Source organism: Brevundimonas sp. GN22, from assembly GCF_054824005.1.
Genome location: NZ_JSYD01000075.1, coordinates 12981 through 35617, shown reverse-complemented (window position 1 = coordinate 35617; position 22637 = coordinate 12981). Strand labels below are relative to the sequence as shown.

The 22637-nt window shown below is 61.4% G+C and carries 30 protein-coding genes; 27 read left to right on the top strand and 3 right to left on the bottom strand.

Annotated elements, in window-relative coordinates; genetic code table 11:
* Positions 1–10: 10 nt before the first annotated feature.
* The 15 genes from rpsN (at position 11) to OB03_RS11010 (ending at position 9359) form a co-directional block, all read left to right on the top strand.
* Positions 11–316: a 30S ribosomal protein S14 gene (gene rpsN / locus OB03_RS11080; RefSeq protein WP_242914274.1), complete on the top strand. Its 306-nt coding sequence runs from the start codon at positions 11–13 to the stop codon at positions 314–316.
* 15 nt (positions 317–331) lie between these two features.
* Complete coding sequence (gene rpsH, locus OB03_RS11075) at positions 332–730, top strand: 30S ribosomal protein S8 (protein ID WP_242914273.1); 399 nt, start codon at positions 332–334, stop codon at positions 728–730.
* 1 nt (position 731) lies between these two features.
* A complete protein-coding gene (gene rplF, locus OB03_RS11070; RefSeq protein WP_242914272.1) occupies positions 732–1265 on the top strand; it encodes a 50S ribosomal protein L6 in 534 nt (177 codons plus the stop codon).
* A 3-nt stretch (positions 1266–1268) separates the two neighbouring features.
* Positions 1269–1625 carry a 50S ribosomal protein L18 gene (gene rplR, locus OB03_RS11065; RefSeq protein ID WP_242914271.1) on the top strand — a complete coding sequence of 119 codons (357 nt, stop codon included), beginning with the start codon at positions 1269–1271 and terminating at the stop codon, positions 1623–1625.
* Between the two features lie 13 nt (positions 1626–1638).
* The gene (gene rpsE / locus OB03_RS11060; RefSeq protein ID WP_242914270.1) at positions 1639–2238 is read left to right on the top strand and encodes a 30S ribosomal protein S5; all 600 of its coding nucleotides are present in this window, start codon (positions 1639–1641) and stop codon (positions 2236–2238) included.
* A 3-nt stretch (positions 2239–2241) separates the two neighbouring features.
* The gene (gene rpmD, locus OB03_RS11055; RefSeq protein WP_242914269.1) at positions 2242–2436 is read left to right on the top strand and encodes a 50S ribosomal protein L30; all 195 of its coding nucleotides are present in this window, start codon (positions 2242–2244) and stop codon (positions 2434–2436) included.
* A gap of 219 nt (positions 2437–2655) precedes the next feature.
* Entirely contained in the window at positions 2656–3249 is a 594-nt protein-coding gene (gene rplO, locus OB03_RS11050) for a 50S ribosomal protein L15 (RefSeq protein ID WP_345791442.1), read from the top strand.
* 146 nt (positions 3250–3395) lie between these two features.
* Complete coding sequence (gene secY / locus OB03_RS11045; protein WP_242914268.1) at positions 3396–4775, top strand: preprotein translocase subunit SecY; 1380 nt, start codon at positions 3396–3398, stop codon at positions 4773–4775.
* 27 nt (positions 4776–4802) lie between these two features.
* Positions 4803–5363: an adenylate kinase gene (locus OB03_RS11040; protein ID WP_242914267.1), complete on the top strand. Its 561-nt coding sequence runs from the start codon at positions 4803–4805 to the stop codon at positions 5361–5363.
* 92 nt (positions 5364–5455) lie between these two features.
* A complete protein-coding gene (locus tag OB03_RS11035) occupies positions 5456–6193 on the top strand; it encodes an energy transducer TonB (protein WP_461344167.1) in 738 nt (245 codons plus the stop codon).
* Between the two features lie 153 nt (positions 6194–6346).
* On the top strand, positions 6347–6715 hold the full coding sequence (gene rpsM / locus OB03_RS11030) for a 30S ribosomal protein S13 (protein ID WP_242914265.1): 369 nt from the start codon (positions 6347–6349) through the stop codon (positions 6713–6715).
* A gap of 16 nt (positions 6716–6731) precedes the next feature.
* On the top strand, positions 6732–7121 hold the full coding sequence (gene rpsK / locus OB03_RS11025) for a 30S ribosomal protein S11 (protein ID WP_242914264.1): 390 nt from the start codon (positions 6732–6734) through the stop codon (positions 7119–7121).
* Between the two features lie 84 nt (positions 7122–7205).
* Positions 7206–8225 carry a DNA-directed RNA polymerase subunit alpha gene (locus tag OB03_RS11020; protein ID WP_242914263.1) on the top strand — a complete coding sequence of 340 codons (1020 nt, stop codon included), beginning with the start codon at positions 7206–7208 and terminating at the stop codon, positions 8223–8225.
* Positions 8226–8346: 121 nt separating this feature from the next.
* Complete coding sequence (gene rplQ / locus OB03_RS11015; protein WP_242914262.1) at positions 8347–8763, top strand: 50S ribosomal protein L17; 417 nt, start codon at positions 8347–8349, stop codon at positions 8761–8763.
* Positions 8764–8882: 119 nt separating this feature from the next.
* Positions 8883–9359, top strand: coding sequence for a GNAT family N-acetyltransferase (locus OB03_RS11010; protein ID WP_461344166.1), 477 nt, complete (start codon positions 8883–8885; stop codon positions 9357–9359).
* A gap of 6 nt (positions 9360–9365) precedes the next feature.
* Here the strand turns inward: OB03_RS11010 and OB03_RS11005 are convergent, their stop codons facing one another.
* Together OB03_RS11005 and OB03_RS11000 are read right to left on the bottom strand one after the other, a co-directional pair.
* Positions 9366–10214, bottom strand: a complete 849-nt coding sequence (locus OB03_RS11005; protein ID WP_461344165.1) for a hypothetical protein — start codon at positions 10212–10214, stop codon at positions 9366–9368.
* Positions 10204–11118, bottom strand: coding sequence for an ABC transporter ATP-binding protein (locus tag OB03_RS11000; RefSeq protein WP_242914259.1), 915 nt, complete (start codon positions 11116–11118; stop codon positions 10204–10206). The genes OB03_RS11005 and OB03_RS11000 overlap by 11 nt, the downstream gene beginning before the upstream one ends.
* 125 nt (positions 11119–11243) lie before the next feature.
* On the opposite strand from OB03_RS11000, the gene OB03_RS10995 reads away from it, so the two are divergent.
* The 7 genes from OB03_RS10995 to OB03_RS10965 all read left to right on the top strand — a co-directional run bounded on the left by OB03_RS10995 (position 11244) and on the right by OB03_RS10965 (position 17733).
* Positions 11244–12506, top strand: a complete 1263-nt coding sequence (locus OB03_RS10995) for an alkaline phosphatase family protein (RefSeq protein ID WP_242914258.1) — start codon at positions 11244–11246, stop codon at positions 12504–12506.
* A gap of 201 nt (positions 12507–12707) precedes the next feature.
* Positions 12708–14084: a trypsin-like peptidase domain-containing protein gene (locus tag OB03_RS10990; RefSeq protein ID WP_242914257.1), complete on the top strand. Its 1377-nt coding sequence runs from the start codon at positions 12708–12710 to the stop codon at positions 14082–14084.
* A gap of 53 nt (positions 14085–14137) precedes the next feature.
* Complete coding sequence (locus OB03_RS10985) at positions 14138–15484, top strand: replication-associated recombination protein A (protein WP_461344164.1); 1347 nt, start codon at positions 14138–14140, stop codon at positions 15482–15484.
* Entirely contained in the window at positions 15481–15867 is a 387-nt protein-coding gene (locus tag OB03_RS10980) for a VOC family protein (RefSeq protein WP_242914255.1), read from the top strand. The genes OB03_RS10985 and OB03_RS10980 overlap by 4 nt, the downstream gene beginning before the upstream one ends.
* A gap of 68 nt (positions 15868–15935) precedes the next feature.
* Positions 15936–16367, top strand: a complete 432-nt coding sequence (locus tag OB03_RS10975) for a hypothetical protein (RefSeq protein WP_242914254.1) — start codon at positions 15936–15938, stop codon at positions 16365–16367.
* Positions 16368–16407: 40 nt separating this feature from the next.
* Positions 16408–17133 carry an RluA family pseudouridine synthase gene (locus tag OB03_RS10970; RefSeq protein WP_242914253.1) on the top strand — a complete coding sequence of 242 codons (726 nt, stop codon included), beginning with the start codon at positions 16408–16410 and terminating at the stop codon, positions 17131–17133.
* 87 nt (positions 17134–17220) lie between these two features.
* Positions 17221–17733, top strand: coding sequence for a CC0125/CC1285 family lipoprotein (locus OB03_RS10965; RefSeq protein ID WP_461344163.1), 513 nt, complete (start codon positions 17221–17223; stop codon positions 17731–17733).
* Here the strand turns inward: OB03_RS10965 and OB03_RS10960 are convergent.
* Positions 17632–18036, bottom strand: a complete 405-nt coding sequence (locus OB03_RS10960) for a DUF2214 family protein (protein WP_461344172.1) — start codon at positions 18034–18036, stop codon at positions 17632–17634. The genes OB03_RS10965 and OB03_RS10960 overlap by 102 nt on opposite strands.
* 101 nt (positions 18037–18137) lie before the next feature.
* Between OB03_RS10960 and crcB the strand changes: the two genes are divergently transcribed.
* From crcB to OB03_RS10935, 5 genes are read left to right on the top strand one after another with little or no spacing between them, the layout of a single operon-like run.
* Positions 18138–18524: a fluoride efflux transporter CrcB gene (crcB, locus tag OB03_RS10955; protein WP_461344162.1), complete on the top strand. Its 387-nt coding sequence runs from the start codon at positions 18138–18140 to the stop codon at positions 18522–18524.
* Positions 18521–19516 carry an RluA family pseudouridine synthase gene (locus tag OB03_RS10950; protein WP_242914248.1) on the top strand — a complete coding sequence of 332 codons (996 nt, stop codon included), beginning with the start codon at positions 18521–18523 and terminating at the stop codon, positions 19514–19516. The genes crcB and OB03_RS10950 overlap by 4 nt, the downstream gene beginning before the upstream one ends.
* A gap of 26 nt (positions 19517–19542) precedes the next feature.
* Entirely contained in the window at positions 19543–21045 is a 1503-nt protein-coding gene (locus OB03_RS10945; RefSeq protein ID WP_242914247.1) for a putative 2OG-Fe(II) oxygenase, read from the top strand.
* Positions 21046–21057: 12 nt separating this feature from the next.
* The gene (locus tag OB03_RS10940) at positions 21058–21744 is read left to right on the top strand and encodes an HAD-IA family hydrolase (RefSeq protein WP_242914246.1); all 687 of its coding nucleotides are present in this window, start codon (positions 21058–21060) and stop codon (positions 21742–21744) included.
* Between the two features lie 16 nt (positions 21745–21760).
* Positions 21761–22522: an ATP12 family chaperone protein gene (locus OB03_RS10935; RefSeq protein ID WP_461344161.1), complete on the top strand. Its 762-nt coding sequence runs from the start codon at positions 21761–21763 to the stop codon at positions 22520–22522.
* Positions 22523–22637 lie beyond the last annotated feature (115 nt).

The following is a 22637-nucleotide window of genomic DNA, read 5'->3' as shown; positions in this document are numbered from 1 at the left end:
GAAGAGATCAATGGCTAAAAAGAGCGCCGTAAACCGCAACGAAGCCGTCAAGGCCCTGGTTGCGAAGTATGCCGCGAAGCGTGAAGCCCTCAAGGCTATCGCTAACGATGAGAGCCTGCCGCTGGAGGATCGCTTTGAAGCGCGCCTCGCACTGGCAGCCCTGCCGCGTAACTCCGCTCCGACCCGTATTCGCAACCGTTGCGAAGTCACGGGCCGTCCGCGGGCTTACTACCGCAAGCTCAAGATGAGCCGTGTTGCCCTGCGTGAGCTGGGCAACCTGGGTCAAATCCCCGGCCTGACGAAGTCGAGCTGGTAAGGGGAGCGAACAGATATGATGATCAACGATCCCCTGAGCGACATGATCGCTCGCATCAAGAACGCTGCGACCCGCAAGCGTTCTAAGGTGCTCACCCCGGCTTCCCGCCTGCGCCAGCGCGTCCTCGACGTGCTGCAGTCGGAAGGCTACATCCGCGGTTACAGCCTGGTTCAAAACCCGGGCGAGTTCCCGCAGTTCGAGATCGAGCTCAAGTACTTCGACAACCAGCCTGTGATCGCCGAGATCGCTCGCGTGTCGAAGCCGGGCCGTCGCGTCTATTCGGCAATCGGCGATCTGAAGCCGGTCAAGAATGGCCTCGGCATCTCGATCCTTTCGACTTCCAAGGGCGTCATGAGCGACGCTGCTGCCCGCGACGCTAACGTCGGCGGCGAAGTCCTGTGCAGGGTCTACTAATATGTCCCGTATTGGTAAGAAAACCATCGCAGTGCCGAAGGGCGTGACTGTCACGCTCGACGGCCAGAACGTCACTGTGAAGGGTCCTAAGGGCGAACGCTCGTGGACCGTCGCTGAAGAAATCGAAATCAAGCAGGACGGCGATGAGCTGGCCCTGACCCCGGTTTCGCAATCGCAGCGCGCAATGGCTATGTGGGGTCTGTCGCGTACCCTGGTTGCCAACATGGTGACCGGTGTAACCGACGGCTTCGAGAAGACCCTTGAACTGGTCGGCGTGGGTTACCGCGCTGCCCTGAAGGGTCAATCGCTGTCGCTCCAACTCGGCTTCTCGCACGACGTGGACATCGCTCCGCCTGCTGGCATCACCTTTGCGGTGCCGAAGCAGACCGAGATCAAGATCTCGGGCAACGACAAGCAAGCCGTTGGTGAAATCGCCGCCGTCATCCGCAAACTGCGTCCGCCGGAGCCCTATAAGGGCAAGGGTGTGCGCTATCAGGGCGAAACCGTCCGACGCAAGGAAGGCAAGAAGAAGTAAGTCATGGCTCTCTCTCTTCAACAACAAGCCAAGCGTCGCGCAGAACGCAACCGTCGCCGCCTCAAGGCTGTGGCAAATGGTCGTCTGCGTCTGTCGGTTCATCGTTCGGACAAGAACATCTCGGCACAAATCATCGACGACTCGAAGGGCATCACTGTCGCTTCGGCCTCGTCGCTGGAAGGTGGCAAGGGTTCGAAGGGCTCGGACGTCGCTGCAGCTGCCAAGATTGGCAAGCTGATCGCCGAACGTGCCATCGAAAAGGGCGTCTCCGACGTCGTTTTCGACCGCGGTGGCTACATTTATCACGGCCGGGTCAAGGCGCTGGCGGAAGCCGCGCGCGAAGCCGGTCTGAACTTCTAAGGGAACGACAGACATGGCTCGTGAACCCCAACGCGGTGGCGGCGGTAACCGTCGCGATAACCGCAATGCTCCAGTCGTAGACGGTCCGGATTCGGACATCGTCGAAAAGCTGGTGCACATCAACCGCGTCGCTGCCACTGTTAAAGGTGGCCGTCGTTTCTCGTTCGCAGCCTTGATGGTTGTGGGCGACGGCAAAGGTCGCGTCGGCTTCGGTCATGGCAAGGCACGTGAAGTGCCGGAAGCTATCCGCAAGGCGACCGAAGAAGCCAAGAAGACGATGATCCGCGTTCCGCTGCGCGAAAACCGCACCCTGCACCACGACGGCAACGGCCGTTGGGGCGCTGGCAAGATCATGATGCGCGCTGCCCCTCCAGGCACCGGCGTCATCGCAGGTGGTCCGATGCGTGCCGTCCTCGAAACCCTCGGCGTTCAAGACGTCGTTGGTAAGTCGACCGGTTCGTCGAACCCCTACAACATGATCCGTGCGACCTTCGAAGCTCTGAAGGTCCAGTCTTCGCCTCGTCAAGTTGCTGCCAAGCGCGGCAAGAAGGTCGCTGACCTGATGGGCCGCCGCAATGATGGTGCTTCGGCACCGGAAACTGTGGAGGGCTAATCAATGGCCAAGAGCGAAAAGAAGACCGTGACCATCCGTCAGGTTGGCTCGCCGATCCGCCGCAAGGCTGACCAGCGCGCAACCCTGGTTGGTCTGGGCCTGAACCAAATCGGCCGTGAGGTCACCCTGGAAGATACGCCGTCGATCCGCGGCATGATCTCCAAGGTCTCCCACATGGTTGAAGTGGTCGAAGGCTAAAGCCTCTAAGACGCCCTCCCTCGGAAACAGGGGAGGGCGTTTTGCTATTCAGGGGGCCCTGCATCATTCGGTGCGGGGCCTCTTGTCTATCCCTCCGCAGAACCAGATTTGCGTTTGCACTTGCAGCGGAGGTGCGGGTCGCCTAGAAGCGACCCTTCGTTTTTAACGCCGAGTCAGCCGCATTGCGTCTGGCGCTTAGCACCCGAAAGGATCAGGCACATGAAACTGAATGAAATCCGCGACAACCAAGGCGCAACCAAAGCTCGTATGCGCGTCGGCCGTGGCCCGGGCTCGGGCAAGGGCAAGACCGCAGGTCGCGGCGTCAAGGGTCAGAAGTCGCGTTCGGGCGTTGCCATCGGCGGCTTCGAAGGCGGTCAAATGCCGCTGTACATGCGTATGCCGAAGCGTGGCTTCAACAATGCAAACGCACTGAAGCTGGCTGAAGTGAACCTGTGGCGCATCCAAGAAGCCATCGACGCTGGCAAGCTCGACGCCAAGGCTGAAATCAACGGTGCCGCTCTGGTCGCCGCTGGTGTCATCCGTCGTGAAAAAGACGGCGTCCGCGTTCTGGGCGAAGGCGAACTGAAGGCCAAGCTGAACCTGGTCGTCTGGTCGGCAACCTCGGGCGCCATCAAGGCTATCGAAGCTGCTGGCGGCAAGGTCGAGCAACAGCGTATCGAAGCTGAAGCCAAGGCAGCTGCCCGCGTTGCCAAGCGCGAAGCTGCCAAGGGCAAGGCTCCGGCTCCGAAGGCTCCGCAAGGCGACGCCAACAAGGTGTCGGCTCGCGCAAAGCGCACGGCTGCCAAGGCCTAATTGCTAGTTCGTCATCCCGAATTCGCTCGTAGTCGGGCGTAATTCGGGATCTTCTCGGATAGGGATGACGATTTTTCGAAAGCGGCTCTCGCATGGGGGCCGCTTTCACCTTATCTGACGACACGAATATTCGTGGGGACCAACAGATGGCTTCGGCCGCCGAACAACTCGCAGCAAATATGAACATGGGCTCGTTCGCCAAGGCGACCGAGCTGCACAAGCGCCTGCTGTTCACGCTGGGCGCTCTCCTTGTTTACCGCTTGGGCACCTATGTGCCGATCCCGGGCATCAACTCCGATGCCTTCCTCCAGTTCTTCCAGAACCCGGACGGTCAACGTGGCATCCTGGACATGTTCAACATGTTCTCGGGCGGTGCCGTTGAGCGTATGGCTGTGTTTGCACTGAACGTGATGCCGTACATCTCGGCCTCGATCATCGTGCAGCTCATGGGCGCGGTTTATCCGCCGTGGGAGAAGCTGAAGAAGGAAGGCGGCGAAAGCGGTCGCAAGCAACTGAACCAATACACCCGCTATCTGACGGTTGTGCTGGCTCTGGCTCAATCCTTCGGCATCGCTGTCGGTCTGAACGCCTCTCAGGGCCTCGTCGACAATCCGGGCCTGTTCTTCATCGCCACGACCGTGGTTACCCTGACGGGTGGCACCATGTTCCTGATGTGGCTGGGTGAGCAGGTTACGGCACGCGGCGTCGGTAACGGTATCTCCCTGATCATCTTCGCCGGTATCGTGGCTGTTCTGCCGGGCACCATCGCGCGTCTGCTGGGTCTGGCCCAGCAAGGTCAAATGTCTGCCTTCGCCCTTCTGGGTCTGGCGATCCTGGCCGTCGCGACCGTGATGTTCATTGTCTTCATGGAACGCGCCCAGCGCCGTCTTCTGATCCAGTATCCGAAGCGCCAAGAAGGTAACCGCGTTACCGGTGGCGAACGTTCGTTCCTGCCGCTGAAGGTGAACACCGCCGGTGTTATTCCGGCCATCTTCGCCTCGTCGCTGCTGATGCTGCCGACGACGGTTGCCCAGTTCACCGCTACGGCAAACCTGCCGGAGTGGATGTCGTGGCTGCCGATGGTTACGGCGCAACTGACGCACGGCAAGCCGGTGTTCATGGTGCTGTACGCAGCCCTGATCATCTTCTTCTGCTTCTTCTACACCTCGATCACCTTCAACCCTGAAGAGACGGCCGAGAACCTGCGCAAGTACGGCGGCTTCCTGCCGGGTATCCGTCCGGGCAAGCGCACGGCCGAATATCTGGACTATGTGCTGACCCGTCTGACGGTCATCGGTGCGGGCTACATCACCTTGGTGTGCTTGCTGCCGGAGTTCATGGTCGCGGGCATGGGTAACGCCATGTACTTCGGCGGTACCTCGCTGCTGATCGTGGTGTCCGTGACGATGGATACTGTTTCGCAGATCCAGTCCCACCTGCTGGCTCACCAGTATGAGGGTCTGATCAAGAAGGCGAAGCTGCGCGGCCGTGGTGGTCGTGGCGGTACGCCGGTCGTTCGTCGCTAAGATTCGGGTGCTGGGGATAATCTGACAATGAATCTGATCCTGTTCGGACCGCCGGCAGCCGGTAAGGGTACTCAGGCCAAGCGCCTCGTAGAGACCCACGGCATGGTACAGCTCTCGACCGGCGATATGCTGCGTGCAGCCATCGCATCGGGCTCGGAGCTGGGCCTCAAGGTCAAGGACGTGCTGGCGCGTGGTGACCTCGTCACCGACGAGATCGTCATCGCCCTGATCGAAGCCCGTCTTCCGGAAGCCGAAGCTGCCGGCGGTGCCATCTTTGATGGCTTCCCGCGCACGGTGGCCCAGGCCGAAGCTTTGGACGCCATGCTGGCCAAGCGTGGTAGCCAGATTGACGCCGTGGTTCGTCTCAAGGTGGACGACGCTGCCCTTACCGAACGCATCACCAAGCGTTTCGAGGAACAGGGTCGCGCCGACGACAATCCTGAAACCTTCAAGGATCGTCTGGCGGTCTACAACGCCAACACCGCTCCGCTGCTTCCTTATTACGAAGCGCAGGGCAAGCTGACGGAAGTGGACGGCATGGGTGACATTGCGACGGTAGCCGCGGCTATCGACGCAGCGCTCGCCTAAGACGTTCAGCTAGCCTTCAGGCTCGCTCATCCAGATTAAGGGTCGATGCTCCGGCATCGGCTCTTTTTCTTTGGCTCGTGCGTTGATGAAGGATGTCGCCTCTGGACCAGCCCCCTAACCGGCCGCGCTCGCGAAAACAGTGGACGCGCGTGGGTGTCATCACACTCGTACTTGGGCTGCACGCCGGTGCCGGATTGCTGCTGGGACGTTGGACGGCGGACAGCCCGCCCATAGTCGCGTCACCTGCCATTCTGGTCGACCTCATTCGGCCCGTCGTAACACCGCCGCCTCCGTCATCTCCGCCACCTCAACCATCGAGCGACAGCGAAGGGGGAGGGGCTCCTGCCTCGACGTCGGCGGTCAGGGTCCCGACCCCGCGCCCCAATCCCCCGCCTCCTGAAGTGACGGCCCCACCCACACCTACTCCAGATCCACCCCTCGTGATCGGCGCGGCAGACGAAGCGACGCCTACGCCGGGAATGGGACAGGGCGGAGAGGGAAATGGCACGGGACGCGGTCAGGGCAGTGGATCCGGCGACGGAGCAGGCTCGGGTCCACGGTTCGTGCGCGGGCCGTTACAGTCCGAGTTGCGCGCGCTTCACCCCCGCGAAGCGTTTCGGAGGCGGCAGGGCGGGTCGGTCCAGCTGGATTGCCGTCTGGGAGCGGACGGCCGACTCAACCGTTGCCGTGTCGCCAGCGAGGCACCACGGGGGATGGGATTCGGTCAGGCAGCACTTGCGGCCGCGCAATATTTCCGCTTTCGTCCAGCGGTCCGTGATGGCCGTCCCATCGACGGGGCAGAAATCCGCGTCGGGGTTGAATGGCCTTAGGAAACTTTCTGTTAATCTCTCTTTCCTGCCAGCAAGCGTTGACGGAAAAGGAATCCCATGTATAAGGGCGGTCTTCCGCGAAGGGCGCACACGTTCCAGGTTTGTTAACCGGAACGTTTTCTGCGTCTGACTAACGCGTACCTGGAGAATTTCGTGGCCCGTATCGCTGGCGTCAACATTCCGACCAACAAGCGCGTTGAAATCGCGCTTCAGTACATTCACGGCATTGGCGCGCACACCGCCAAGGAAATCACTGCAAAGGTTGGCATTGAGCCGGCTCGTCGCGTGAATCAACTTTCCGATGCCGAAGTCCTGCAAATCCGTGAAACCATCGACCGTGATTACACTGTCGAGGGCGACCTGCGTCGCGAAACCTCGATGAGCATCAAGCGTCTGATGGATTTGGCCTGCTATCGCGGCCTGCGTCACCGTAAGGGCCTGCCGGTCCGCGGTCAGCGCACGCACACGAACGCACGTACCCGCAAGGGTCCGGCCAAGCCGATCGCCGGCAAGAAGAAGTAAGAGAGAGGCCTAAGCTATGGCTAAGGAACCGGGTCGCGTTAAGCGCCGCGAACGTAAGAACATCACCTCGGGCGTTGCCCACGTGAATGCCTCTTTCAACAACACCATGATCACGATCACCGATGCCCAAGGCAACGCGATCTCGTGGTCGTCGGCTGGTCACATGGGCTTCAAGGGTTCGCGTAAGTCGACCCCGTATGCCGCCCAGATGGCTGCCGAGGATGCTGGCAAGAAGGCTGCTGAACACGGCGTCAAGACCCTCGAAGTCAACGTCTCTGGTCCGGGTTCGGGCCGTGAGTCGGCGCTGCGCGCACTGCAAGCTGTTGGCATGACCATCACGACCATCCGTGATGTGACCCCGATGCCGCACAACGGCTGCCGTCCGCCCAAGCGTCGTCGCGTTTAATCGCCGCCTGACTCTTTTCTTGCTGGCCCCTACTAGCCTGAGTGCACACAGGTGGGGTCAGCGAAACCCGTTCGAGGGACACTAATGATCGAAAGAAACTGGCAAGAGCTGATCCGTCCCGAGAAGCCCCAGGTCGAGGCCGGCTCTGACCCGCAGCGCAAAGCGCGTCTGGTCGCCGAACCCCTCGAGCGTGGCTTCGGTGTGACGCTCGGCAACGCGCTTCGCCGCGTTCTGCTGTCTTCGCTTCAGGGCGCAGCAGTCACCGCCATCCAAATCGACGGCGTTGTCCACGAGTTCTCCTCGCTGGAAGGCGTGCGTGAGGACGTTGTCGACATCGTCCTGAATATCAAGCAACTGGCTCTCCGCATGCATGCGGAAGGTCCGAAGCGTATGACCCTGCGCGCCACCGGTCCTGGTGTTGTGACGGCTGGTCAGATCGACGTCCCGGCAGACATCGAGGTCCTTAACCCGGATCACGTTATCTGCACGCTGGACGACGGTGCTTCGATCCGCATGGAACTGACCGTTCAGAACGGTAAGGGCTATGTCGCAGCCGAGTTCAACCGTCCGGAAGACGCTCCTATCGGCCTGATCGCGGTTGACGCGCTCTACTCGCCGGTCAAGCGCGTTGCCTATCGCGTTGAGCCGACCCGCCAAGGTCAGTCGCTGGACTACGATAAGCTGATCCTCGAGATCGAGACGAACGGTGCGGTTTCGCCGGTTGACGCAGCAGCTTTCGCTGCTCGCATCCTGCAAGACCAACTGCAGATCTTCATCACCTTCGAAGAGCCGACCAAGGCTGTCGAGCAGTCGGACGGTAAGCCCGACCTGCCGTTCAACCCGGCTCTGCTGAAGAAGGTGGACGAACTGGAACTGTCGGTCCGCTCGGCAAACTGCCTGAAGAACGACAACATCGTCTATATCGGCGACCTGATCCAGAAGACCGAGGGCGAAATGCTTCGCACCCCGAACTTCGGCCGCAAGTCGCTGAACGAGATCAAAGAAGTGCTGGCGACCATGGGCCTCAGCCTCGGTATGGACGTACCGAACTGGCCGCCGGAAAATATCGAAGACCTGGCCAAGAAGTTCGACGACCAGATCTGATCATCAACCCTCCGCCCAGGTCCTTAAGTTGGATTGGTTGGGGCGGTTAGAATGAGAGGCCCTAGGTCCTCGCCCACACAGAGTTCGGGCAGGAAACCAGGGTTGAGTAGGAGAGACCCCGATGCGCCACGGCGCCGCCTATCGTAAGCTCGGCCGCACGGTCAGCCACCGCCAGGCCATGTTCGCCAACATGGCTGCCTCGCTGATCAAGCACGAGCAGATCACCACCACCCTGCCGAAGGCGAAGGAACTGCGTCCCTTCGTCGAGAAGCTGGTCACCCTCGCCAAGCGCGGCGACCTGCACGCTCGTCGTCAGGCCATCAGCGCCGTTCGTGATGTGCCGCAAGTCGGCAAGCTGTTCGACACCCTGGCTGCTCGCTACGCAGACCGCCAAGGTGGCTACATCCGCATCATGAAGGCTGGCTTCCGTCACGGCGACAACGCCGCAATGGCAGTCATCGAGTTCGTCGACCGCGACGTCTCGGCCAAGGGCAAGGACTCCGGTCCGGTTGTCATGATCGAAGGCGACGAAGCTTAATCTTCGTTTCCTGATCCAAGTGATCGAAAAGGGCGGTTCGCTGTATGGCGGGCCGCCCTTTTGTCATTGTGCAGGTTCGGTGCCTTGCGTTGTGACCCCATGCGCGGGATAGAGCGAATATGGTCGAGCTTTTGTATCGCGTTGTTCCGTATCGTCCCCAGCATGCCCAAGCGTGGCGAGCACTCAACGAGGCGTGGATCCTGGAGGGTGGCTTTATCATCGAAGCCAAAGACCAGCTGGTGCTGGGCAATCCGCAGGCGAGTATTCTCGACCCGGGCGGCCACATCTTCATGATTGAAGGCGCTGATGGCACCTGTGTGGGATGTTGCGCTATCCAGAAAATGGACGACGGTGGCTTTGAACTGGCCAAGATGACCGTCTCGCCTGCAGCGCGCGGGGCAGGGCTATCCAAACAGCTCATGCAGGCATGCGAAGCGAAGGCGCGCGAATTGGGGGCGCATCGGCTATATCTTGAAACCAACTCGTCATTGGCTCCGGCGCTACGCCTCTATGAAAGCTGGGGCTTTGAATATCTGCCCGCGCGGGACACGCCTTATGCGCGGGCAGACATTTTCATGGAAAAGCGGCTGGCCTGAAGCCGCCTATTCCTTCGACAGGTCCTGACGCTCGAAAAGCCAGATGGCTAGGGCTGTTGGTGCAGCCAACCAGAACATAAGGCCGATAATCGCCTTCACATTGGTTGCGGCAGGGATGGGGCCACCTGCTAGCGCCGACTGAAGGACATCGTGCGCCTTAGCAGGGAACAGTAGAAGAGTGCGCCACTGGTTGGCATCCCACCCGAAGCCGGAAAGCATGCCGGCCAACAGGAAGGTGCCTGCCGAAACAGCCATAGGCACCACATAGCCACCGAAGATCGATCGGGTGGCGACACCGGCCAAAAGCGCGAGGGCTGCGACCTGTAGTGTCCGTAGCCACGCCACAACGAACATGAGCACCGTCGCACCAGCCTGTTTTGTTTCGAAGCCGATAACGATGGACCGGTTCTCCAGACTGGCGCTGATGATGCGCCCGAACGTCTCGCATACGAGATGCAGCGACAGCGGTACGAGGGCAATCACAGCAATGGCGATGCCCTTACCCAGTATGAGATTGCGCCCGCTATTACGCGGGCGGATAAGCCGCCAGCTTTCCCAACGATAGTCCGAGGCCGAGATCGTGGCCGCCGCAATCAGGAAGAATGCCAGCAGGTTGATGCCTGCCAGTTGTGCGGTCTGGTCGGTGATGACGTCACCGAGGTTCATCGCGGCTTTGGGAATAACCAGACTGGCCGGCGAGGATGCGGCGGCTTTCTGGAGCGACGTCATCAAAAACTGGCGGGCGAAAATGCCCACGATGGCCGAGCCTAACGGGATGACCAGCAAGGACCACAGCCACACGGTGCCGTTGCGCGAAAACCGGAAGAGTTCTGCTCGGATGGCATCAATCAACATGGGCGCTCACCTCTGCCTCGGGGACACCGAGGGTCTCGGACATGAACACAGCTTCCAGATCGCCACCCACCCAGCGCGCCTCCATCACGTCGACATCCTGTTGAACCAGATGGCGGATCAGGCCTGCGGTATCTTCGCGGCGGATGTTGACCAGGATGGCATCGCCGACGATCTCGGCGGCATCGCCGATGATCTCCTTCACCTTCGCCAGCGGGGTGGCTTCCAGATGCAGGTATTCGGTGGCTTCGGTCAGATCGCTGACCTTGCCCTCGGCGGCGAGACGACCGCGGTTTAAAATGGCGACGCGGTCGCAGATACGTTGGACTTCCAGCAACTGATGGCTGGCCAAGATAACCGTAACGCCGTCGTTTTCGGCCAGATCACGGATCAGGGAACGCATCTCGTGAATTCCGGGCGGGTCCATGCCGCTTGTGGGCTCGTCGAGAATGACCAGATCGGGCCTTGTCATAAGCGAGGCGGCTAAGCCCAAACGCTGCATCATGCCTACCGAAAAGCCGCGCACCTTCCGGTCGGCAGCGTCCTTAAGACCTACGCGTTCCAGCCAGTGGTCGACGTCGATCTGTGTCGCCTGGCCGTGGGCGGCCGCCAACCATTGGAGGCTGTCCCGCGCGGTCAGATAGGCGGGGTAGCGCGGCGTTTCGATCATCGAGCCAATGCGGCGCAGGGTCTCGGTGTGGGCGAGGGGATAACCCATGACCTGAGCGTGACCGCTTGTCGGTTGTATGAGCCCCAGAAGGATGCGGAACAGTGTCGATTTGCCAGCGCCATTCGGCCCCAGAATGCCGTAAACACCGCCTTGCGGGATTTCGAGGGACAGCCCGTCCAGCGCGCGGACGTCGCCAAAGGACTTGGTGAGTCGCTCGATTGAAATAACAGCGTTCATAACCGGACACTGACGTCACTTCGCGGTTGCGGCAAGTCGATTCATCTTCAACGCTGTCTTCAAGCTGTGACACAAACAGCTTAGCAGTGTGACCCGGTTATTTTTGAGTCGCCGGAGTGATGTGTATGGCCAACCCCCTGTCGTTGCGTAACCTGTTACTGGGGTCGGCTATCGGCCTGGGCCTGCTGATGAGCGGCTGCGCCACCACGCCGGAAATGTCGGCTCCGGTCGCCGCCGAGGCCAAGGCAGAGCTGCCGCGCACGGTTATTCTGGTGTCCATCGATGGTTTCCGCCCAGAATACCTGAACCGCGGTATTACGCCAAACCTGTCGCAACTTGCGGCAGAGGGGGCTTCAGGCGCGATGAAGCCGTCCTTCCCCACGATTACCTTCCCCAACCACTACACCTTGGTCACGGGCCTGCACCCCGATCATCACGGCATCGTCGGCAACAATATGCGCGATGCGGAGCTGGGATCGTTCTCTCTGGGCAATCGCGCTGCGGTCACGGATCGCCGCTGGTGGGATGACGGCGAGCCGATCTGGGTGACGGCGGAAAAGCAGGGCGTTGTGACCGGCACCATGTTCTGGCCGGGGTCCGAAGCTGATGTCCGCGGTGTGCGTCCTACGCACTGGGCTGTGTTCGAGCAGTCGATGCCGGGCGATGTGCGCGTTGACCGCCTGCTGTCGTGGCTGGATCTGCCCGAGGGCCAGCGTCCGCGTCTGACCACCCTGTATTTCGATCTGGTCGACACCATGGGCCACCACCACGGCCCCAACTCCCAAGAAGCCGAAGACGCGGTCAAGGCAACCGACGCCAGCATTGGCCGGCTGATGCAGGGTCTGAAAGACCGCGGCATGGAGAAGGACGCGGTTGTTATCGTCGTATCCGATCACGGCATGGCGGACGTGTCGCCGGATCGTGTGTCCTATATCGATGATCTGGTACCTGCAGATGCGTTCAGCGTCGTTTATTCGGGCCCTGTTGGCTTCATCAATGCGTCCGAGGGTCGTGAGGCTGAGGTTGCCGGGGCTCTGGTGGGTAAACACCCGCATATGGAGTGCTGGCGCAAGGGCGAGATTCCCGCCCGCTTTGCGCTGGGGACCCATCGCCGCGTGACCGACTTTGTTTGTCTGGCCGAGAACAACTGGGTTGTTGCGACACGGGCCCGACCGTTGACCCGTGCGGGCGGGGCGCATGGCTATGACAATGAGTGGGCCGATATGCAGGCCGTCTTCATCGCACATGGTCATGGGGTGGTGGCTGGCCGTCAGCTCCAGAATCTGGACAGCGTCGATGTTCAGCCTCTGTTGGGTCGACTGCTGGGCATCGAAGTGCCCAAGGGCGACGGCAATCCTGCGGACACCCTGCCGGTCACAAAGCGCTAAGCTATACGAGAGTTTGAATAACGGGCGGTTCGGCGATGTCGGGCCGCCCGTTTCTGCGTCTGCGCGTCGCCTTGAAGCGGCTGACTTCGCCCTTAAATGAAATATGGCAGACCGGCGCTCCGCAGAGTGCCTTGATCCGGTCGCAGTTTCGTTGCGGAATGGCGTCCAATACCCTGACGTGCCTGAAGATTTAGGATTGATATGAAGACTTCACATCTTGCTATCACGGCAGCTTTGCTGGTTGCAGCCTGCGGCCAGTCCCAGCCGTCAAAGGCGCAGGAGGGCGTATTTGCCGAACAGCCACGCGTCGTTCCCACCGACGCAGGCGCGGTCAAATCCAGCTTTGCGCCTGTGGTGCGCAAGGCGGCACCGGCAGTCGTGAACATCTCGGCGCGTGGCGTTCAGCAGGGTCGCGATCCGTTCTGGGGCATCCCGACGGCACGCCAGACCGGCTCTATAGGTTCGGGCGTGATCGTGCGGCCTAATGGTGTGGTCATCACCAACGCCCACGTCATCAAGAACATGAGTGAAATCCGCGTTACGCTGAACGACCGTCGAGAGTTTCCGGCCCGTGTCCTGTTGGCCGACGAGCGGTCGGACATTGCGGTGCTTCAATTGGAAGGCGTTGACGGTGACCTGCCGACCATTCGCCTCGACGATCAGGAAGAGCAGCAGGTCGGGGATCTGGTGCTGGCTATCGGTAACCCGTTCGGGGTCGGCCAGACGGTGACCAACGGCATCGTTTCGGCCCTGAACCGCACGGACACCGGCATCAGCGATTCCGGCTCCTTCATCCAAACCGATGCACCGATCAACCCCGGCAACTCGGGCGGTGCACTGGTGGACATGGATGGTGATCTGATCGGCATCAACACCGCGATCTACAGCCGTTCGGGCTCGTCCTCGGGTGTAGGCTTTGCCGTGCCCGCGGCAATGGTTCGTCGTGTGCTGGAATCGGCTGTTGGCGGTGAAACGCGGGTGATCCGCCCGTGGCTAGGCGTAAAGGGCGATACCCTGTCCGGCGACATGGCCCGCAGCCTCGGCCTGTCCCGACCGCAGGGCCTGCTGGTCACAGAGATCTATTCGGGCGGTCCGGCGGATCGCGCCTCGATCGAGCAAGGCGATGTGATTACCTCTATCGATAGCGTCGAGATTAACGATCAAGGCGGCCTGAACTATCAGATCGGCACCAAGGCACCGAATGATACCGTGCGCGTGACGCTGCTGCGTGACGGGCGCGAGATCACGGTGAATGCCCGCGTGACGCCGGTTCCGGGTGACGCGACAGTGGACAAGGGCACGGCGGTATCCCAAGGCGCACTGGCGGGCATCACCGCTTTTGCGCTGAACCCTGCGCGTGCCGAAAGCCTCGGCGGTGATCCGTTCATGACGGGTGTCTTCATCACCGGTATCCAGCGTGGAAGCATCGCGCAACGGATCGGCTTGCGACCCAATGATGTGATCAAGAGCATCGATGGTCGTGCTGTGAACTCGGTCGAGGCTGTGAGCCGTGCGGCGCGCGGTTCGGAGTTGACGATCATCCGCGGCGGTCGCCAACTGAACGGTCGTATCCCTTAAGTTGCTGCCCGTAAGCAGGTGAAATCGGACGCCGGACGGCTTATGGAAAGGTCATGAGTGATCTGTTCGAAGCCTCCGGCATCCATCCCCCCGACGCGCCTTTGGCCGACCGTCTGCGCCCGACGACGCTGGACGAGGTGGTGGGACAGGACCATCTGTTGGGTGAAGGTGGACCGATCCGCCGGATGACGGCGGCTGGCCGTCTCGGCTCGATGATCCTTTGGGGGCCGCCCGGCACCGGCAAGACCACGATTGCCCGCTTGCTCGCAAAGGCCGCAGGCTATGAATATATGCAGATCAGCGCCGTGTTTTCCGGCGTGGCCGATCTGAAAAAGGCGTTTGAACAGGCCAAGGCCATTCGGGCCTCGGGCCGTTCGGTTCTGCTGTTCGTCGACGAAATCCACCGCTTCAACCGCACCCAGCAGGACAGCTTCCTGCCGTTCGTCGAGGCGGGCGTGGTCACGCTGGTCGGCGCAACGACCGAGAACCCCAGCTTTGAACTGAACGGCGCGTTGCTGTCACGTTCGCAGGTCTATGTGCTCAAGCGCCTCGACGATGCGGCGATGGAGCTTTTGCTGCAACGCGCCGAAGCTCACATGGGCAAGCCGCTGCCGCTGCTGCACGAAGCGCGTGAAGCCCTGTTCGTCATGGCCGACGGCGATGGCCGCTATCTGCTGACCATGGTTGAGGTTCTGTTCAATCTGGCGGAAGGCGAACAGCTGGACGTGCAGGGCATGTCGGCCATCCTGCAGAAACGCGCCCCCGCCTACGACAAGAGCAGGGAAGAGCACTACAACCTGATCTCGGCCCTGCATAAGTCGGTGCGCGGATCGGACGTGGACGCGGCGCTATACTGGTTTGCGCGGATGCTGCACGGCGGGGAGGATCCGTTGTTCATTGCGCGGAGACTGGTTCGCATGGCGGTGGAGGACATCGGCGAGGCCGATCCGCTGTCCATCCTCGTCGCCAATGCGGCCAAGGATACCTATGACTTCCTCGGCTCGCCAGAGGGTGAACTGGCACTCGCGCAATGCGTGGTGCATCTGGCGACCGCGCCCAAGTCCATCGGCGTCTATGCGGCCTATAAGGCGGCGCGTAAGGCAGCAGCCGAGACCGGCTCTCTGATACCGCCCGCCCATATCCGCAATGCGCCGACCAAATTGATGAAGGAACTGGGCTACGGCAAGGGGTACAACTATGACCCCGATACGCCAGAAGGCTTCAGCGGAGACAACTTCTTCCCCGACGGCATGCCGCGCCAGCGCTTCTACAACCCCAAGGGTGAGGGCCACGAAGAGAAGGTCAAACAGCGCATGGAGCGTTGGGCCCAGATGCGCGCGCGGATTCAGACGCAAAAGGCCGGTTCTGCCGAAGAGGACGACGACTGGGGCCGTCAGTGAGGCTTAATCAGGTCACGGTCGAAGTCTCGGACATTCCGCGCGCCAAGGCATTTTACCAGTCGTTGGGCCTGACGATGATCGTGTCCAGCGACCACTATGCGCGCTTCATCGTGGGGCCGGAGAGCGACGCCGCCTCGACCTTTTCGATCCATATTGCCGATCCTGTGAGACCCAATATGGGCGGCGTTTATTTCGAGTGCGATGATCTGGACGCCCGTGTTGCTGCTCTGAAAGCGAAGGGCATCGCTTTCGACAACGATCCTGTCGATCAGAACTGGAGCTGGCGTGAGGCGTGGCTGCGCGATCCGGATGGCAATCGGCTGTGCCTTTATTTTGCGGGGACGAACCGGCTCGATCCGCCCTGGCGCGTGGCTGGAAGCTGAACACGACCATTGCCAAGCCCAGAGCGCTGCCCTACGGCTCGCTCAGGTTTCTGGCTGGGAGTTGAACCATGAACGGCAATACAAAAGCACCTTGGCATCTGTATGCCGTAGGCCTCCTGACCCTGATTTGGAACGGCTTTGGCGCGTCCCAGTGGTATATGCAGGCGATGAAGGTCCGCAGCTATTACGCGCAGATGACCATGGAGCAGGTGCAGTTCCTGCAGGCCCAGCCGGTGTGGGTGGAAGTCCTGTTCGGCGTCGGTGTTTGGACCGGCGTGCTGGGTGCGCTGATGTTGTTGCTCCGCCGTAAGCTGGCCTTCAACGCCTTTGTCGCCAGCCTGATCGCCGTTGTCGCCAACACCATCTACATGCAGGTCATGACCAATGGCCGCGAAGTGTTCGGCGTCGGTACCCTGTATGCCGCGATTGCTGTGATCGTCGTGGCGGCAGCCTCGGCGGCCTATGCCCACTTCGCCCGTTCGCGCAGCATTATCCGCTAAGCTAATCGACCTTCGGGGGCGGGTGGGCTAAGAGCGCGCCATGAGTAAGCGCCAGCCCCTAGACCTGCCCCCCGAAGACGTCGCCTTCATGCGTTCACTGGTCCTGTTCCAGGACTCGCATGTCATGGTGGTGAACAAGCCGTCGGGCCTGTCCAGTCAGGGCGGGCGCATTCAGGCGCATACGCTTGATGACCTGCTGTGGGCGTTCAAACGCTCCAATGGCAAGCGTCCGGAACTGGTGCATCGCCTCGACCGCGACACCTCGGGCGTCATCCTGATCGCCAAGACCAAACCTGCGGCGAGCTTCCTCGGCAAGGCGATGCAGGATCGCAGATTCCAGAAGACCTATCGCGCTATCATCTCTGCAGCTCCCGAGCCAAAGCAGGGGATGATCGAGGCCGCTCTGCGTCGCGAGGAGATTGGCCGAGAAGCCTATATGCGCGTCGTCGCCGATGATGCCGAGGGCGCGCAGGCCTCGCAAAGCCGCTATCGTACGCTGACTGCGAACGATGAGGGCGCGGTGGTCGAACTTGAACCTCTGACCGGCCGTATGCACCAGCTGCGTGTCCACATGGCCCATATCGGACGGCCATTGGTCGGTGATGTCCGCTATGGCGGTGCGCTGACTTTCGCAGGGCGTGGAGCGCCACGCCTGATGCTACATGCTGCCAAGCTGACCTTCCCGCATCCGCTGGGCGAGCGCATGATGGTCGAAGCGCCCGAGCCTAAGGACTTCGCGGACTTGCGGGCAGCAGCGGGGCTGTAAGCGGTTTCATCTGGCGTTCAGCCCACATATCGGAACAATGGGACTTCATATTCGCTGAGTCCGTATGATCTGTTCGGAGTGATCGCCATGACGTCTGTCTTTTCAAAAAAGAGCCTGACCGTATCTGTGCTGGCGGCCTCGGCGCTGGCTTTGACAGCCTGTGCCAGCCTCGCGCCCTATGGGCCGCAGATGGCGGCGCGGGGGCAGGGCTATTCCGAGCAACAGATAGAGAGTAACCGCTTTCGCGTGACTTATTCGGGCGTCGGCGCGGTGGGGCCGGTGGCCGACCTTGCGCTTTATCGCGCTGCCGAACTGGCGACCCAGAACGGCTATGACTGGTTTGAGGTCACGCAGCGCTGGATTGACGGACGACCCGACAGCGCAGGCGGTGTGCGTCCCAATGTCTCCATCGGGGCAAGCAGCGGACGTTACGGCGGATGGTCGACGTCGGGTGTGGGTGTTGGTGTGGGCCTCAACCTCAACGGCCCGTCGCCCACCTCAACGACACTGGAGGTTGTGATGGGACGCGGCTCCAAGCCCGATAGCCCGGAAGCCTATTCGGCGCGTGGCGTGCTGGAAGCCATCGGACATCGCCTCTAGAGCCTTAGAAGGGCCAGCGAGCCATCGCGGCAGCGAACACGAACAGGAAGCCAACGAGCACCAGCGGACGAACATTACTGTCGGCCCGATGGACAACAATCCGATCAGCAAAAAGGTCACCATCTTTGCCCAGAAGAAGGGGTTGGATTGGTAAAAGGCCCAGCCTTTTTCGCCCCAGATGACACGGGACAGTCCGATCACGAGGATCAGGCCCGACCCCATGCCCACGCCCTTATCCAACTTGGATAGCGGAAGGATGGGCAGCGGAGTTTGTTCGAGCAGAACGGCTTGGCGGCCTACCATTATAATCAAGCCGAGCAGGGTCAGGTGGTGAAGGCACGCGAGGATCAGCGACAGCATGGGCTCTCCCTTCGCAAAATCCGCTAGAAGCGTTAGATCACACCATGATCCAATTCCTGATTGTGGCAATAGGGGGCGCTATGGGTGCGATGGCGCGCTATGGCACGGGCTTGGCCGCCAGCCGCTGGCTGGGCGCGACCGCGTGGCCGTGGGGCACGTTCGGCGCCAACCTGATCGGCGGACTGCTGATCGGCCTGATTACCGGCTGGATTGCATTTAAAGGGCCCGCGAACAGCGAGAGCATTCGCCTTTTTGCCGTTGTCGGAGTATTGGGCGGGTTCACGACCTTTTCGGCGTTCTCGCTCGAACTGGTCAATTTGCTTGAGCGCCGCGAGATAGCCATGGCTTTGGGTTACGCGCTCGCTTCAGTTTTTCTTTCGACGGTCGCCGTGTTCATCGGCTTGACTGTCATGCGTAAGGTTTTCGGATGAGCCGCGAAGCACAAACCCTCTATGTTGCCGAGGACGAAGACGGCATCCGTCTGGACCGCTGGTTCAAACGCCGCTGGCCGCACCTGTCGCACATTCAGGTCCAGAAGATGGCTCGCGCAGGCAACATCCGCGTGGACGGCAGCCGCGTTAAGCCCGAGGCTCGCCTGACGGCCGGTGCTGCTGTGCGCGTGCCGCCGATCCCCGAAGCTATTGTCCGCGCACCGGGCGAGCGCGAAGTGCTGACCCAGCGCGATATCGACTACGCCAAGTCTCTGGTCATCTATGAAGACAAGATGGTCATCGCGCTGAACAAGCCGGTTGGTCTGGCTTGTCAGGGTGGCACCAAGACGACCAAGCACGTCGACCGTCTGCTGTCGGCATGGGGCGAGGGCATGGACCGTCCGCGTCTGGTGCACCGCCTCGACCGAGACACCTCGGGCGTTCTTCTACTGGGCAAGGGACCGGAAGCTGCCAAGCGTCTGGCCGGTGCCTTCGCCCGTCGTCAGGCCAAAAAGACCTATTGGGCCATCGTCATCGGCAACCCCAAGCCTAGCGAAGGCCAGATCGATATCCCGCTGAAGAAGTCAGGCATCAACGATTTCGAGATCATGCGTCCGGCCAATCCCAAGGATGCCAACGCCGAGACCGCCGAGACCGCCTTCATCACCATCAGCCGCGCTGCACACCGTGCCGCCTTCATGGCGCTGCGTCCGTTTACGGGCCGCACGCACCAGCTTCGCGCCCACATGGCGGCCATTGGCCACCCGATCCTTGGCGACCCGAAATACGGTGACGAGAAGTCCAACGCTCTGTCGGGCAATCTGAAGCTTCAGCTTCACGCCCGTCGTATCGAGCTGGATCACCCCAACGGCGGCAAGTTGATCGTCGAGGCACCGATCAGCCCCGAGATGCGCGCTGGCTTCGAGCACTTTGGCTTTACCGAGCAGGATGCCGACGAGGACATCTTCGCCAACGTCAAACGCATGCGCTAAGGACGTACCTCGGGGGAGAAGGCGTCGTGAAGCAGATTTCGGTTCAGGAGCGGGGCCAGACGGCCCAGTCGCTGGCCCGCGAGGGGCAGATCAGCGAGGCGCTGGCCTTGGTGCAGGCCGCGTCGTCGGCGGATCGCGCCGCGCTTCGTGAACTGGAAATCGGCCTGCTGCGGGCCTGTCAGGACTTTGACGGGCTGGTGACGCTGCGTCGCCAGCAGGTGGCCGAAAAGCCCGCCTCGGTGGTGGCGCATCATAATCTCGGCTCTGTTCTGGGCGATGCTGGAAAACAGGCCGATGCCGAAGCAAGCGCCCGCAAGGCCATAGCATTGGGTGGTAACTCGCCCGAGACTTGGCTGGTGCTGGCCCGCGCGCTTCAGGCCCAAGCCAAGGCCGATGAAGCCATCGACGCCTATCGTCAGGTACTGAGCCTAAAGCCCGACTACGTCGAAGCGGTCAATGAACTTGCCCAGCAGATCTGGATGACAGGCGGTGCCGTCGAGGCGGCGCGTGAGCCGTTCGAGCAGGCGCTGGAGCAGTTTCCGGCCAGTTCGCCGTTGCTGCGCGCGCTGGCGGTTTTCAACGCCTATGTCGGTGTTGATCCCAAAGCTGTTTACGACGATCTGGTTGCCAGAAGGACCAAGGCCGCACTGCGAGACGCCGCCGTCGAGGTCGCCGCATCGCACCTTGCGCTGGATTTCGATGTCGAGCGGGCCATGGCCCACGCTGTAACGGCGACGCAGATCGTTCCCAACGACCTTCCGGCCTGGACGGCTGTGGCCAAATGCCACTTGGTCAGCGGACAGGCCGAAGACGCGGTTGCCATCATGGATCAACTGGTCCGCGTGGCGGGTCACGACCAAGCCACTCTGGCCATCCACGCCACGGCGATGCGCATGGCGGGGCGTCCCAATCCCACAGGACTGGACGATGCCGATGGTTTGATCCGCGGCATGACGATCGACGCTCCACAGGGTTGGGATACGCTTTCGGACTATCTGGCGGACCTGACCAAGGCGCTGGAGGCGCAGCACAGTTTCTCGCGCCATCCCATTGGTCAGAGCCTGCGTCATGGTTCGCAGACGCCGGTCGATTTGCGCCGTGTCGACGATCCCGTCATTCAGGCCTTCTTCGAGGCCATCGACGGTCCGATCCGTCGCCATCTCGCGGCGATGGGTACAGGCAGCGATGCCGTGCGAAGCCGCAATACGGGTGATTACCGGATCGTCGGCTGCTGGTCGGTGCGGTTGCAGTCGGGTGGCTTCCACGAAGCGCATATCCACTCCAACGGTTGGCTGTCGTCGGCCTGCTACATTGATCTGCCAACGGCGGTGGATCGCGGCGGGACCGAGGGTTGGATCGGCTTTGGCGTGCCCCCATATCGGATGCAGACGCCGCTTGAACCGCTAAAGGTCGAAAAGCCGGAACCGGGCAAGCTGGTGTTGTTTCCGTCCTGTATGTGGCATGGAACCCTGCCGTTCGAAGACGAGCGGCACCGGCTGACCATCGCCTTCGATCTGATCCCTGTCTGAGTGCTTGACCTTATGACCGCTTCCGATGCCCCGCTGGCTGTATTCGATGTCGACGGGACGCTGGTCGACAGCCGTAGCTCGATCCACATCGGCGCGTGCGAGGCAGCCAAGGCTCTGGGCCTGCCCGAGCCGAGCTATGACCGCGTGCGCCAGATTGTGGGTCTGACGCTGGACAAGGCGCTGCACACGCTGGAGCCGCAACTGACCATGGCCGAACTGGCCGAGTTCGTTGCCGCCTTCCAAAAGAGCTTCCGCGACCGTTATGAAGCGGGCCACGAAGAGCCGCTGTACGATGGCGTAATGCCGACCCTGCGCCAGTTGAAGAAGGACGGCTGGAAGCTGGCCATTGCGACCGGACAAAACAGCCGTGGCGTGGCGCGCAATCTGGCCCGTCCGGAGTGGGGCGACCTGTTCTTGTCGGCGCACTGTGCGTCCGATGGTCCGGGCAAGCCTGATCCGTCGATGCTGCTGGCGGCGATGCACCGCAATGGTGCCTGCGCGGCCAGAACGGTTATGATCGGGGATACCAGCCACGACATGCTGATGGCCGTGAACGCCAAGGTGGCGGGGCAGGGCGTCGGCTGGGGCTTCCACACCGTCGAAGAGCAACTGGCGGCAGGTGCCGTTCACGTTGCCGATGATTTCCAAGATTTGCAGGCGGCGTTGAACCGCTTTGCCTCAACGGCCCTCGCGGCCTGAGAACCGAGTTAAGACCATGAGCCATATCCCACCGCTGGACCCGAACGTCGCCGCCCGTAAAGGCTTCAAGGAATCCGAAGAGCGCATCAAACGCTTCTGGAAAGAAGCGGGCGTCGTTCAAACCGAAGAGGGCTGGGCGGTGGTTCTGGATGGTCGCACGCCGAAAACCCCTGCGCACCGCAAGCTGGTCCTGCCCACCGAGGCTGCGGCGAAACTGGTGGCCGCAGAATGGGACGCGCAGGGCGAGTTCCTTGAACCGGGCACCATGCCTGCCACCCGTCTAGCCTCGACCGCGATCGATCGCGTGGTCGAGGTAATGGAGGCGGTGGCCGACGAGATCACCGCCTATGCCGGTAACGACCTGACCTGCTATCTCGCCGAAGCCCCGCAATCCCTGATCGAGCGTCAGGAGCGCGAGTGGGGCGCATGGCGTAAATGGGCCGAGGACGAGCACGGCATCCGTCTGGTCCCGGTTCAGGGCATCGTCCATCAACCACAGGATCAGGCCTCGCTGGACAAGGTGAAGTCGCTGGCTCTGTCGCTGGACCATTTCCACCTGTCGGGTCTGGCTATGGCGGTGCCGCTGCTGGGTTCAGCCGTGCTGGGTCTGGCCCTGCAACAGGGAAAGCTGACGGGCGAGGTTGCCTATGATCTGTCTCGCTTGGACGAGGCCTTCACCGAAGAGCGTTGGGGCATTGACGAAGAAGCCGCTGCCCGCGCCGCCACCCAGCGTGCCGAGACGGTGATGCTGCAACGTTGGTTTGAAGCTCTGGCGTAAATACCCTCAACATAACTGGGTTTTGCTGTAAGGTAATTTTCCACTTTGGAAAGTTACGACTTGCCAAGTTGGAAAGTCGGTGTCATTTTCCAGTATGGAAAGTGAGGAAACGCTG